The organism is Pseudomonas sp. WS 5021 (assembly GCF_012985535.1).
Lineage (GTDB): Bacteria > Pseudomonadota > Gammaproteobacteria > Pseudomonadales > Pseudomonadaceae > Aquipseudomonas.
In genome coordinates this window covers 477,368-490,629 of record NZ_JAAQWP010000002.1, presented here as the reverse complement: position 1 = coordinate 490,629, position 13,262 = coordinate 477,368, and the positions used below count along the sequence as shown (strand labels likewise).

13 protein-coding genes are annotated in these 13,262 nt (G+C 59.8%); 10 read left to right on the top strand and 3 right to left on the bottom strand.

All coding sequences use genetic code 11. The features are described from left to right. Positions 1 to 8: 8 nt before the first annotated feature. The gene (locus tag HBO19_RS08525) at positions 9 to 476 is read left to right on the top strand and encodes an LEA type 2 family protein (RefSeq protein WP_170041338.1); all 468 of its coding nucleotides are present in this window, start codon (positions 9 to 11) and stop codon (positions 474 to 476) included. 5 nt (positions 477 to 481) lie between these two features. Beyond that, the gene (locus HBO19_RS08520) at positions 482 to 1,030 is read left to right on the top strand and encodes a GNAT family N-acetyltransferase (protein WP_170057279.1); all 549 of its coding nucleotides are present in this window, start codon (positions 482 to 484) and stop codon (positions 1,028 to 1,030) included. Between the two features lie 17 nt (positions 1,031 to 1,047). On the opposite strand, the gene HBO19_RS08515 is transcribed toward HBO19_RS08520, so the two are convergent. After that, on the bottom strand, positions 1,048 to 1,299 hold the full coding sequence (locus tag HBO19_RS08515) for a hypothetical protein (protein ID WP_038441493.1): 252 nt from the start codon (positions 1,297 to 1,299) through the stop codon (positions 1,048 to 1,050). Between the two features lie 165 nt (positions 1,300 to 1,464). Between HBO19_RS08515 and HBO19_RS08510 the strand changes: the two genes are divergently transcribed. Then, the gene (locus HBO19_RS08510) at positions 1,465 to 1,785 is read left to right on the top strand and encodes a DUF883 family protein (protein WP_169951888.1); all 321 of its coding nucleotides are present in this window, start codon (positions 1,465 to 1,467) and stop codon (positions 1,783 to 1,785) included. A 39-nt stretch (positions 1,786 to 1,824) separates the two neighbouring features. Here HBO19_RS08510 and HBO19_RS08505 read toward each other — a convergent pair whose 3' ends face one another. Continuing rightward, positions 1,825 to 2,856, bottom strand: coding sequence for an Ldh family oxidoreductase (locus HBO19_RS08505; protein ID WP_170057278.1), 1,032 nt, complete (start codon positions 2,854 to 2,856; stop codon positions 1,825 to 1,827). Positions 2,857 to 2,985: 129 nt separating this feature from the next. On the opposite strand from HBO19_RS08505, the gene HBO19_RS08500 reads away from it, so the two are divergent. Next, complete coding sequence (locus tag HBO19_RS08500; RefSeq protein ID WP_170057277.1) at positions 2,986 to 8,127, top strand: DUF6543 domain-containing protein; 5,142 nt, start codon at positions 2,986 to 2,988, stop codon at positions 8,125 to 8,127. Between the two features lie 11 nt (positions 8,128 to 8,138). Here the strand turns inward: HBO19_RS08500 and HBO19_RS08495 are convergent, their stop codons facing one another. Beyond that, complete coding sequence (locus tag HBO19_RS08495) at positions 8,139 to 8,408, bottom strand: PepSY domain-containing protein (protein WP_170041335.1); 270 nt, start codon at positions 8,406 to 8,408, stop codon at positions 8,139 to 8,141. A 151-nt stretch (positions 8,409 to 8,559) separates the two neighbouring features. On the opposite strand from HBO19_RS08495, the gene HBO19_RS08490 reads away from it, so the two are divergent. The 6 genes from HBO19_RS08490 (at position 8,560) to HBO19_RS08465 (ending at position 13,238) form a co-directional block, all read left to right on the top strand. Further along, positions 8,560 to 9,558, top strand: a complete 999-nt coding sequence (locus HBO19_RS08490) for a FecR family protein (protein ID WP_170057276.1) — start codon at positions 8,560 to 8,562, stop codon at positions 9,556 to 9,558. 328 nt (positions 9,559 to 9,886) lie between these two features. After that, the gene (locus HBO19_RS08485; RefSeq protein ID WP_170041333.1) at positions 9,887 to 10,345 is read left to right on the top strand and encodes a hypothetical protein; all 459 of its coding nucleotides are present in this window, start codon (positions 9,887 to 9,889) and stop codon (positions 10,343 to 10,345) included. Next, complete coding sequence (locus HBO19_RS08480; protein WP_169951902.1) at positions 10,342 to 10,890, top strand: adhesin; 549 nt, start codon at positions 10,342 to 10,344, stop codon at positions 10,888 to 10,890. Before HBO19_RS08485 ends, HBO19_RS08480 begins: the two co-directional genes overlap by 4 nt. A 68-nt stretch (positions 10,891 to 10,958) precedes the next feature. Beyond that, on the top strand, positions 10,959 to 11,714 hold the full coding sequence (locus HBO19_RS08475; protein WP_169951904.1) for a hypothetical protein: 756 nt from the start codon (positions 10,959 to 10,961) through the stop codon (positions 11,712 to 11,714). A 59-nt stretch (positions 11,715 to 11,773) separates the two neighbouring features. Further along, on the top strand, positions 11,774 to 12,454 hold the full coding sequence (locus HBO19_RS08470) for a C39 family peptidase (protein ID WP_170041332.1): 681 nt from the start codon (positions 11,774 to 11,776) through the stop codon (positions 12,452 to 12,454). Positions 12,455 to 12,491: 37 nt separating this feature from the next. Beyond that, positions 12,492 to 13,238: a hypothetical protein gene (locus HBO19_RS08465; RefSeq protein ID WP_169951910.1), complete on the top strand. Its 747-nt coding sequence runs from the start codon at positions 12,492 to 12,494 to the stop codon at positions 13,236 to 13,238. The last annotated feature ends 24 nt before the right edge of the window (positions 13,239 to 13,262 follow it).

Sequence of the window (13,262 nt, the reverse complement as noted above, 5' to 3'; positions counted from 1 at the left end):
GAACCCTTATGCGCAGATTGATCGGCCTGACCCTGTCTTTGATATTGCTCAGCCTGAGCGCCTGCGCCTTGTTCCCCAACCGTGACCCGCTGCATATCAATGTGGTGGGCATCGAGCCGCTGCAAAGCCAGGACCTGGAAGTGCGCTTTGCAATCAAGCTGCGGGTGCAGAACCCCAACGACACGGCCATCGACTACAACGGCGTGGCCCTGGACCTGGAGGTCAATGGCCGGCCGCTGGCGGCTGGGGTCGCTGATCAACAGGGATCCATCCCGCGCTTCTCCGAGACGGTTCTGACCGTCCCGGTCAGCGTTTCAGCGTTTTCGGTATTGCGCCAGACCCTGGGCCTGAGCCAGACCCAGAGTTTGAACAACCTGCCCTATGTACTGCGCGGCAAGCTGGCAGGCGGGTTGTTTGGCACGATGCGTTTTGTCGATCGCGGTACCCTGGACCTGCCCAACACCGTGACTTGGTAAATAGCATGGACACCTTGCCTACCCTGTACACCGAACGCCTGATCCTGCAGCCGCTGACCCTGGACGATGCCGAGGGCATACAGCAGCAGTTTCCCCACTGGGAAGTGGTGCGCTACCTCAATGCCCTGGTGCCCTGGCCCTACCCGGCCGACGGTGCGCGCAGTTACCTGGAACAGGTGGCTTTGCCTGCCATGGCCCAGGGGCGCGAGTGGCATTGGTCGATCCGCCTGCGCGAGACGCCCGAACGGTTGATCGGCAACGTGAGCCTGATGGATGAGCAAGACAACAACCGTGGCTTCTGGCTCGGGCCGCAATGGCAGGGCCAGGGGTTGATGAGCGAAGCCAGCGCGGCAGTGACCGCGTATTGGTTCAAGGTGCTTGGGCGACCCGTGCTGCGGGTGCCCAAGGCGGCGCCGAACCTGGGCTCACGCAGGCTTAGCGAAAAAACCGGGATGCGCTTGATCCGCACGCAAGAAGGACAGTTCGTGGAGGGGGCGTTCCCCAAGAACATCTGGGAAATCACCCGCGAAGAGTGGCTCAAACAACAGCTGTAGGCACCGGCCAGCCAGGCCTACTTGGCGGCCATCAGGCGGTTGACTTCGCTGCGTACCATGTTGGCAAATTCCGGTGGCGACATACCGTCCAGTTCCGAACGCACCCATTCGGCCCATTTGCCCTTGCGCTTGGCGCGCTCGCCAAACAGCCGCGCGCCCTCGCCCTTGGCCTTGCCCAGGTTGCTTTGCCACAAGTCATACAGACGGGACTTTTCATCTTCAAGCGCCGCACGCTCGGCTAAGGGCTTGTTGGCCAGATTGAAGCTCATGTGGAATTACCTGCTGCACAAATAGGTGACATCTTACACTGTAGGTGGAAAGGTCCGAATTCGGATTTTGCATAGACTCAGTAACCCACGAAAAAAAACTGCAACTTTTGCCGTGCTGCAAGACTCCATTGTTCACTGCCCACTTACCCCGCAAGGAGCTACTCAATGGCCCGTAAAACCGCCGCCCAAGCTGTCGAAGAGCAAATCAAGGACCAGGCGTTCAGCGAACTCCAGGCCCTGATCGAAGAATCCGACAAACTGCTCAAGAGCAGCGCGTCGCTGGTGGGAGAAGAAGGTGAAACCCTGCGCGAACAGGTCGCGATAAAGCTCAAGCAGGCCCTGGACTCGGTATCCAGCGTGCGCGAGCGCAGCAAGCCGGTGGTGGATGCCACCGAAACCTATATCGGTGGCCACCCTTGGCAGACCGTGGCGATTTCCGCAGGCTTCGGCCTGGTAGTGGGCCTGCTGCTGGGCCGTCGCAACTGATCGATAACACGGCTGGCGCGGCTCAGCCCGCGCCCGCCATCAGCCTTGCGCCAACGCGCGCAACCGCGCCAGCTCATCCCCATCCAACACAATTCCTTCCAGCGCGGCCTTGTCCCGTGCGCGATGACGCCGATCGCCCGGCAGACGCCGCAACCCCGCCGCATGCATCTGCCGCACTAGTTCCTGGCTGCGTTGGGCGAAGTCTTGCCCGGCGGTTTTGCTCGGGTCGATCACGATCAGCAACTGGCCGGTCCAGGGCGTCTTGGCGCCGGGGTGGTTGGACCAGTCGAATTCAAACGAAAAATTCCCCCCGGTCAAGGCCCCCGCCAGCAGCTCGACCATCATCGACAACGCCGAGCCCTTGTGCCCGCCAAACGGCAACAACGCACCGCCTTCGAGGATCGCCCTGGGGTCCTGGGTCGGCTGGCCCAGGCTGTCGACACCGGTGCCCGGGGGCACCCGTTCGCCCTTGCCCGCGGCGATCTGCACATCGCCATGGGCGATGGCGCTGGTGGCCAGGTCAAACACAATCGGCGGCCCATCTGCGCGTGGGGCGGCAAACGCGATGGGATTGGTACCGAACAAGGGCCGATCCGCACCGTGGGGCACCACGCAGGTCATGCTATTGACCACACTCAGGGCGACCAGGCCTTCTTCGGCAAACGGTTCGACATCCGGCCACAGGGCGGCAAAGTGATGAGAGTTACGAATCGCGAGTACGGCGATCCCGGCGCTGCGGGCTTTTGCCACCAATAATGGGCGGGCGGCAGCCAAGGCCGGTTGGGCAAACCCATTGGCGGCGTCTACCCGCACGAAGCCCGAGGCAACATCCTCGACCAGCGGCACCGCCTGGCCATTGACCCAGCCGCTGTCCAGGGTCGAGACATAGCCCGGTATGCGAAACACCCCATGGCTATGAGCCCCATCCTGCTCGGCGCGGGCGCAGTTGTCGGCCAGTACGCTGGCAACCTCATGCGAGGCCCCATGACGGGTAAAAATAGCCTTGAGCAGAGTCACAAGTTCAGTGAAGCCGATTGAAGTATTCACTGCGGTAATGGGAGTGGCTGACATCTGAAGCTCCAGAATTGTTATTGGAAGGGGCAACAGCCTGCTGGATTCAGCTGCTTGATTAACAACGCGTGACAAGTGAGCTGTCAACCACCGCTGCGGTTTCAAGCCTATTTATTTAGGGCCCTGCGGATGCCCGCCACGCCTAGGCTCGATGCCTTCTATAACCTGCACCGAGCCTTTGCGATGGACGACCTGCAACTCCCCTACTTTTTCCCCGAGGCCATGCGCCTGGCCAAGCGCCTGAGTGAGCGCGAACGCCAGCGCGATATCGGCGATCAAGATCGCCAGTTCCTGCGCAATCTGTTCTTTGCCAGCGCCACCGGCCGTAAAGCCCAATCCCCGCCAATGATCGCCGAGCGCTTGCTGCTCAACTGCCCAGGCAAGGAACCGATTGAACTGGCCGGGGCATTCGCGATGGGTTCCGAGGGCGACTACAGCGCGGTTTTTTTCTATGGCCCGCAGACCGGACTGGAGAAATTCAGTGATTACGGGCAATTGTCGCAAGCACTGGAAACCAGGCTGGGCGATGAGCACAAACGTGGCGAGCTATTGCATTTCCTGTCCATTGGCCAACGCGCAGATTTCAGCTTTGCGGCCGGTTCTACGCTCACTCGGCAACTGATCGAGGGCAACGTATTCGACGAGCAAAAAGCCTGCATCGAGCGTTACCAACAACTGAATGTGCAGGCAATGCTCGATCAATTGGGCCAGTTGCCGTTATTGGAGACGTTGCTGGACCAACTGCTGAACAGCACGTTGCGCAAGGCCTTTCCCAACGCTGATCAACACAAGACCCACGTCTTTTTGTATGCCCTGGCGGCCTCCCCTACCGAGCAGGACCGCTGGGTCGACGCGCTGCGCCTGCGCGATGCCCTGCTGTTGTTTTATCGCCAGCAGTCCTGGCCCGTAGGCCTGCGCCGGGCGTTCGTGAACCCTGAGGTGGCAGCGACCCAAGGCACCAACACACCGTGGGAAGAGGGGCTGAAACAAGCCTCGCGCCAGCTACATCTGTTCCTCCTCAACTCAATAGAGACCTACTGGAACGCTGACATCCATCCCGGGCAGTCGAGGCGCGAGTACTTCGCCCAGGCGATGAGCGACAAATCCAGGGTCGATCTGCTGTTCAAGCGCCAGGAGGATGTGATTTCGGCGCAACAGTGGCAAGAATTGCAAGCGCTTTACCTGGAGGGCAACCGCCGGGGAACAATCCCTATCGAGAAAGTCCGGCTATGGGAGTACCCACCCCATTTTGTCGAGTTGGCCAGTACGCTGGTGATTACCGATAGCCTTAACTGTCTCTACACCCAATCCAAGGGATTGCAAGTACTTGCAAGCTATGACGACTTGCAGGCAACGCTCAAGGCAATGGCCCAGGCGAGGGGGCATGAAGATGATTTTTTCGGCTTCCTGGGATTGGAGGAACGGGCGCGGTTCATAGGTTTTAAACATCCACAGATCAGTTCGGCCTCTATCAATGGGCCGGTATTCAACACCTTGTTTGAAGGCATCATCAACAAGCAGCGGCAGAACCTCGAGTATTGCCTGGATATCTACCGGCGTAACCTGGGAACGGTCAATGCCTACGCCCTGCTTGATCACGGCCTGGATATCCGTGCCATGCTTGACCATCGTCTACTGGGACTGGATGCCAAGGGTCGCTGGAGCACTCACCCATCGCCACCTTCGGTACCCGCTGAAAGGGCGCGACTGACAATCCGCAAACTGCACAGCCTGGTCAACGCACAGGGCGATCTGATAGCGCGGATTCCCAACCTTGAGACGCTGATTACCGACCAACTGCGCCGCACCTTCAACCTCTCTACCGGGATCGCCCTGGATCCGGCAAACCTCTACATCAGCCGCTATGCCACCCATGCCGACGCTCAGGAACGCCGTACGCCCCAAGCTAGCCAGAGCATCCTCGCCCATTGCATCGCCCGGCTGAAGGGAGAGGCACAGGCCATCCCTGACTCTGCGCAGTACGGCGTGTACGGGCCACGGAACCACGGCGTGGCAGCAAAACGGCCGGAACTGAGCATTGCTCGACTCAATAGCATGCTCACCCAGTGGTTGCTCGTGCTAAACCTCCAGGCCGTCGCCCAGACTCCCCGCGCGGGCCTGGAGGCATTGATCCCCACGCTGGCACACAGCATGGCAGTGGGGATTCTTGAAGAGGCTAGTCTCAGACTGCTCGATAAAACCCTGGACGAACGTGATGTCGGCATCCTGCGGGCCGTCCTCAATCCGGACACCACCAGCACACGCCAGCCTCTGACCTTGAACGGCTTCACACCCGAGGCCTTCACCCTGTCGCTGCTGGCGAAAGGCCAAACCACCTTGCGTCAATTGGCCAACTGTTTTGTGCTGACCGAGCGCGGCGGGCTTGATCAGCATCACTCCGGACATGCGTTGTTGTGGACGCCCGCCAGCGGCGTGGAAGCCTTTACTACGATCAGCTACCTGCGCGACGCATTGGCGCACCGGCTGAACGACTCGGCGCTGCGCCTGAGCCTGCTGGAAAACCTGGACGCGCTTAAGCGGCTCCCCCATCAACGCTATGAGCTGGGACCGCTTCAATCAATCAGAGAACCGGTGCTGCATAGGTGCCAGCGATCGTGGATCGATCAGCACATCGCCCAGCGCCAACACACTCTGGCGTTCAAGACCGATGCCCAGTCATTGGTCCAGGCGCTCGGCGAAGTGCAGCGCCAACAGCCGGCCAATAATCTGCAGCGCGCTATCGATATCGCCCGCTGGGCTGAACTCAGGCATTCGCTGCCCGACAGGCTTGGGGCCGCGCCGGCCAGGGAACAAAGACGCCACGCGGAGATTCTCGAGCAATATCGCGTCAGTACGTTGCATGGCCGGGACTATCTTTATGAGCTCCGGTCATTGCGCCAGCATGTGTCGGATCGCCTTAACGAAATGCTCGTCGATTACTCGCTGTTTGCCGATGGGGTGCAGATCGTTCCCAAGCTGGCCCTGGCAGGGCTACGCCAGAGCCTGCTGGATTTCGCCATGAACCCCGCCAGCCTGCAAAGTGCCAGGTTCGATGTGGTCTGCACGTCTGCCGACCTTACGGAAACCGTGGTGCGCCAGATGCTGACCCAGTTGAAAATCCACGATGACTACCACACCTACCTGGCGCGACACCTGGCTGGCGGTGCGCCCGGAATCGAGCAGCGGCGCAGGGACTTCAGCCAGCAACTGCCGTGGCAGCTGCTGCAGCATGCCCATGCCCTGAAATTACAGGAGCGCCTGTCAGACCGAGGCTTGGACCTGATCCAACAGGTTGTCGACATGCCAGACGCGATTGCCCGCGCGTCGGTCGCAGGCGCGAGCGCCATCATCAGGCCGCTTGAGCTGCTAGCCACGGCCGGTGCCACGCGCGCGCCCGTGCTCGGCCTCTACCTTATTAGCGCAGGACGCGAGGGGATCCAGGTGTTGTATGCACCCTATCACCCGACACTGAGCTTTACCGAGTTTGAAAGCGAAGCGCAGTTTCTTGAAGCCCTGAACCTGCCGGGTGCCTTGCAAGACTGCGTCCTCAATCGCTTGGCCGCGCCTCAGGACGCGACCTATCGCAATCTGCTGGCCAGCACGCTGGGGAGAGATTCGGAAATCACCCTGGATTTCAATCCAATCCAGGGCAACCTGTTCAGCCAGCTGTTCGACGACAATCGGCAACTGCTCCTCAAGTGGCTCGGCGTCCAATGGGTCGAGGGGGCGCAGGCGGAATGGGAAACCGTCAAGCAGGTGCTCAGCGGTTCTGCCGAGAGTGTGCTGAGTTTGCTGCCTGGCAAGCTGGCGCTGCCGTGGAATATCTGGCGCAGCATTTCGTTGTTCATGGACTCCGCCGAAGCATTGCAAGACCATCATTGGCGCCGGGCCTTACAGACGTTTATCGAAGGCATTGCGCAAATGGCGTCACTGGCTCAGCAATTGCACGACGCGCAGTCATTGCTCTTCGATCCCGAGCAGCAAACGCCCCAGGCTGCGCCGCAGACCTTTGTGAAATGGCCGGGACTGGACATCACCGCCCCACAACGCACCCAGCTTGCACCCAGCGAAGTGAGTGATGTGGCCCTGGTGAACATGAACAAGAATGAGCTCAACGGTACTTACCAGCATCAAGGGGCCGCCTATATTCCGTTGGCTGGCAAGGTGTACAAGGCGCTGTCTCTGGGGAACGACTGGCGCATTCGCACACCCGATCAAAACGGCCCCTTCATACATCGCAACAGCGCCGGGCAATGGGCGATCGACACCCGCGGCAATATCGCACGCTATGGCCAGGCTTTTGGTCGCCTGCTGGATCGCAGGGAAATCCGGGCGTCAGCGCGCAGGACAATGAATATCGAGGCTGTCGGGATGAGGGCCATTCGCCAACTGTGCCCTGATCGGGCCAGGATGATTGTCGAGGCGATCGACCTGGCAACTTTTTATGTGCAGAACTGCAAGTTGAACCTGGCCTTGCTGGAGCCTGGGGTAGCGCCGGTCACGCGTATCCATCGCTTCGTCAATGAGTTCTTTGGCATTGATATCGACACCGATCAGGGCCCGCAAGTGGTTGATCCACTCCTGGTGCAAAAGCTGCATCGTATCGTCGATCTGATCCTGGCAGCGCTGTTGGACCCCAAGCTCAGCGCGCTTGATTCCAAGCGTTTCGTGGCCGGTTCTCATCGAACGGACCCACACGGCAATTGGGGGTTCACTATCGATAAAGATCCTGATCGGCGGATTTACTTGTCCGAGCATTTTTTTGCACCGCCTTTGAGCATTTATGACAACTGCCTGCCCGACCATTTCGACTGGGCGGCCCATGCGCGGGCGACGCTGCTGATTCATGAGTTGAGCCATGTGGTTGCTGAGACAGCCGATGCAGCGTACCTGGACTCCGTGGCGCCGTTTTCCGACCTGATCGAGACGTTGACAGAGGCCGGGCGCACTCTGTCTGGCGCCCTGAAAAAACAGCAATCCCAAAGCTACTCGCGCAGGACACCCGTGGGCCAGCTATTCAAGTTTGCGGACGTGAGCGGCACGCTATGGAGCGACTTCGGACAAGCCTCAGACACCGAGTACATCAGGGATCAGATACTTCGCACCACCGGGGGCGCGAATTTGGGCAACGCAAGGGGGATTTTCATGAGCAACCTGGCAAGGCGAGTCGACACCATGCTGGATAATGCCGACTCGGTGGCGTTCATGATCAGTAACCTGGGACGTCAGTTAGACCCAGTGCCCTCCAGTCGAAGGGCATCGCTGGACTGATCCCGCGGGGGTCAGTCCTTTTGATCGCGCAGTACATTGCCCGAGGCGCCGTCGATGCGTGCTTCATAAACGATACCGTCAGCCTTGCGACCTTTTACTTCCCAGTAACCGTCGTTATCAGCTTCGGCCTGGTAGACCTCGATGTAACCGGCCTTGGCCTTGGCGGTTTCAATGGCTTTCTCGATGGTGATCCAACCTGCCCCGGGTTTGTCGGCCAGGGCGGCGCCAGCGCCGAGCAAGGTGGCAGTGGCAAGCATGGCGGTGAGGGTTTTCTTCAGCATTTTCTTACTCCGTTAGAGAGAATGACTTACAGATCCAGATTTTTAGGGTGTTTGGACCCCGAATTAGTTCCACATTGATGCTCATTCGCCATGATGGCTGTTCTCGGCACCCTGCCGGGAAGGTTAGAATGTAGGAAATCAGGAAGCACCAATGACCGAGCAACCCCTTTCAGAAGCTGACTACGACGCAATCACCGATGCCGCCGCGCATTGGTGCATGCGCCTGCACGCTTTTGATTGCACAGAGGCCGAGCGCCAGGCGTTCGAGCAATGGCACGACGCACATCCCCTGCATGCGTTCGAATATGCGGCCATGCTGGAAATCTGGGATGTAGCCGACCATTTGCCCCGCAGTAACGAACCCGCCCCGCCCCTGGCGCTGGTTCCACCGCCCAGCCGCTGGCGCAAGTATGCCGTGGCTGCCGCCATCTCTCTGGTGGCGTTGCCCCTGGCCGCCTTCACTGGCTGGGAAGCCGGTTGGCTGCCCAGTTCCTATGAGCATTACGCCGCCGAAAACGGCCTGCGCCAAGTGACACTGGCCGACGGCAGCGTCGTGGAACTGAACCTGGGCACCGAGCTGGTCTACAGCAACTATAAAAACGAGCGCCGGGCCACCCTGAAAAAAGGCGAGGCGTTCTTCAGCGTCAGCCACGACCGCGAGCATCCGTTTGTGGTGCGCGCCGGCAGCGGGCAGATCCGTGTGACAGGCACCCAGTTCAACGTCTGGAAGTATGACGAGCAGGTGCGGGTCATGCTGCTGGAGGGCTCGGTGAAGATCACCAGCGATGCCAGCCACAGCGGGCTGAACCTCACACCCGGGATGCAGGCCAGCTACAACCGGGGTGATGCGCAACCGCAGCTACAGGCATTCTCCCCCCACGACCCGGCACTGGCCTGGCGCACGGGCAAGTTGATCCTCGACAACCTGGCACTGGTAGATGCCTTGCCCCTGATCAACCGCTACCTGGGCAAACCGGTGATGCTGGCCGATACCGGCACCGGAAATATCCGTATTGGCGGGATCTACGATATCCATGAAGTTACCCATCTGGTGTCCTCCCTGCCCAAGGTGCTGCCGGTCTACCTGACCCAGAACCAGGATGGCAACACCGTGCTCAATTCGATCCCACGCAAAACTCCCAAACGCTGAACAGCAATCGCTCCCCAAGGGATTGCTCGCACCATGATGTCCACTTTTGAAACACCCACCGCCGCGCAAGCGCCCTGCGGCTGCGGATTCATCGATTGGTCATCAATAGTGTTGCGCTGCTGAAACACCCCTTTCGCCCTGCCTGCCCATGCCAGGTGCCGGTCATCCGCTGGCGTCCTGTTTCATAGCTGATACACCTTTGCACCTGCCTGCCCTGCCATACATCCCAAGCCTTTGAAAAAGCTGCAAATATAAAAAACGGCACAGCTCCTGCTCTATTCCCTACAGCGCTGTTTAGGGTCAGCGTCATAGAACAAGGAATGATGCCGTGGCAACTCTCAATCAAGGCTCCATAGGCCTACTGCTGATCAGCTGTGTACTCGGCGCCAGTGTGAGCCTGCCCGCCTCTGCGCAGGACGGCATCATCGTTACAGGTCGCAATGTGCAAGGGTTCATGGTCGGTCGGCCTGCGTTTGGCAAGGACCCGTACCCTTCCACCGCCAACGCCAACCCCAGCCAACAGATCCTGCGCGCTACTGGCAGCGAACTCAGCGATAACGATTTCGCCGGTGTCAGCAGCGGCTCGACCATCACCCGCGCCATCCTGCCTAACGGCGACCTCCCCGGCTTGAGCAATACCCTGGGCAACAGCTCGACTGGCCTGGGCGCCGGTGCCGCGGCCGGGCATGCCAGCGGCAACACCCTGGGCGGGCAGATCAGCGGCTCGATTGAGCGCGGCCTGGCACCGCTCAACAACATTGGCGCGATGATGGGGGTCCAGCCATGAATCGCGCGTGGCTGTTACTCAGCGTACTCGGCTGTTCGGCGGCCATGGCCGACAGCAGCAACCAGGCCTCGATCGACAATACCGGCAAGCAGTACACCGGCGTGCTGTCGGTCAACCAGGCCGCCGGCAATCAACAACAGCAGATCAACAGTCGGGCGATCAGCCTCGGTGGCCAGGCCAGCGAGGCGCTGATCCAGAAACTCGACGGCAAGGTTGATCCCGCCCTGAACGCCAGCGCGGCGATCCAGGGCAGCTCATTTAGCAATGGCAACGGCATCCTGGGCGTCAACCAGGCGGCCGGCGCCAATAACCAGATGATCAATGCGGTGCGGATCAGCACAGGTCCGCAAAGCATCGATGACAGCGTCCTGTCGCAACAGAACATGACGTTGTTACCAGACTCACGATCCCCCTCTACCACTGGCAGCCGCCAGGTCGTTACCAGCGACCAGGCCTTCACCGGCAGCCGTGGAGTGGTACAGGTGAATCAGAGTGCAGGGGTGGGGAACCGAATGGCTAACACCCTCGGTGTGACTATCAAGTAACCCCTTGATAGGTGTTTGTTAGACCGTACCAACACTTAACCAACTAATTAGAAGCAAGGAGATACACCATGAAACCTACAATGGCTCTCAAACCACTGGTTTTCGCTCTGGCTGCGCTCATGGCTGTTGCTGCACAGGCAGGTCCTGCCGAAAAATGGAAACCAACCCCAGCGCCAACCGGCACCGTGGCCGCTGCCGTGACCGACACCCAAGTGAGCAAGGACAACAAGTTCGACGACACCAAGACCCTCAACAACGCCGGGGCCAACGGTTCGCTGAGCAGCAGCAAAGGCAACCTGGGCGCCAACATCGCGGCGGGTTCGGGCAACCAGCAAGATAACGCTGCGGCAATCACCAGCAGCGCTGATGATGATATTAAAAGTACCTTCGCTTTGGCCGATATCTATCAAGAAAGCAAAGACAACAAGTTCACCAACAAAGGCACGCAAAACAATGCTTCGCTGGTCAACTCGGCCAACAACAGTTCCGGCAACGTCGGTGTCAACGTGGCGGCCGGTCAAGGCAACCAACAGAAAAACAACCTGGCAATCGTGACGGCTGACGGCAAAAACGTCGCGGCTGCCTCGAACACCGAACAAGTGTCCCTGGATAACCACTTCCTCAACGAAGCGGCCTCCAAACACAGCTACAAGCCTCAGTATGTGGTCAACAACGCTGGCCTGCTCAACTCCGCCAACAACGCCTCGGGCAACATCGGCGTGAACGTGGCAGCGGGTTCGGGCAACCAACAAAGCAACACCCTCACCCTGGGCAGCGGCTGCACCGTCTGCGCAGCGGGCACTGGCAGCAAACTGGCGTTCTGATGCAACGGGGCCTTGGCAACAAGGCCCTTTTTATTTCCAGTGTCCATCAGGTCATGATCATGCGCCTCGCGACGCTTTGCCTTCTGTTATTGCTCGCCGGCCCCTCGTGGGCAGGGCAAATGGCGATTTCCGCCATGCCCGGCGGTGCAGTGATTTTCAAGAAGGTCGAGAGCATCCGCGAACGCCGGTTCGCCAACCTGGTGGAACAGAAAACCGATTTCAGCTGTGGTGCTGCGGCACTCGCTACCATCCTGCGCCAGGCCTATTGGCTGGACGTGGATGAAGAACACATCATCAAGGGCATGCTGATCAACGCTGACCAGGACCTGGTACGCACCCAGGGCTTTTCCATGCTGGACATGAAGCGTTATCTGGAGAGCATCGGCATGCGCGCCCGGGGCTACAAGATCGGACCCGACACCCTGCTGACGGTGAAGATCCCGGTGGTGGTGCTGGTGGAGATCCGTGGCTACAAGCACTTTGTGGTGATGCAGCGGGCTGAAAAAGACTGGGTCTACATCGGCGATCCGGTACTGGGCAACAAGCGCCTTTCGCGGGATGACTTCCTCGCAGGCTGGAATGGCATCGTCTTCGCCGTACTCGGTGAAGGCTATGACAAGACCAACGCCCTGCTCGATCCCCCCACGCCGTTGACCGCCAAGACCAAAATGAACGAGTTCCGGCCCGTGGGCGACGCCGAGCTGATGGACTTCGGTTTCATCCAGAGCGACTTCTTCTAGAAGCGCCATAAGGGGCAGGATGCCCCAGGAGCAGATGATGAACACTTCCCGTTGGCTCACGGCCCTATGCCTGGCAGCCTCGATGCCTGCTTATGCCTCATCGGCGTTCAAGCCCATTGAAATGAACGACGCGGAACTGGCTGAACTGCGCGGCCGCTTCGTGATGCCGGGGCGGATTGTCAGTTTCGGCATTGTCATGAGCACCACCTGGACCAATGCGGCGGGTGACACCAGTACGGTGAGCGCCAACATGCATATCGACTCGTCCACGATCACCCCGCAATTCTATGTGCAATCCACCGGCTCGGTGGGTAACGGCACCAACCGCGACCCGGGCACCGGCACCGTGGTCGGTGGCGCCGGGCTGGGCAGCGGCCAGGGCGTGACCCAGACCGTACGCGCCGCAGGCGATGGCAACACGGCGTACAACAACGTCGGGATCAATGTCAGTGAAAACGGCCTGTCGCCGGCCAACGTCGCGCAATCAGGGCATGCGTTGCTGGCGGGCGGCTCGTTCACCACAGACAGCGCGGCGGGCCGGGTCAGTGTGTCCGCCAACAATGGCGGCGTGCAAATGGCCATCGCAGCCCATAACAACCAGGGTAATGCGTTGCAGCAGATCGGCGGCGGCAACGTGCTGCAAGGCACGGTTTTGCAAGGCAACAGCAACTTCGTCAATAACATGACCCAGCTCAACGTCGCGCTTGGCAGCAATGGCCTGAGCGCCGGGGCATTGAACTGCAATCTGGATCAACTCAAGGGCCTACGCACACTCGGTTATTGAACTACGCTGACCCTCGACACTTAC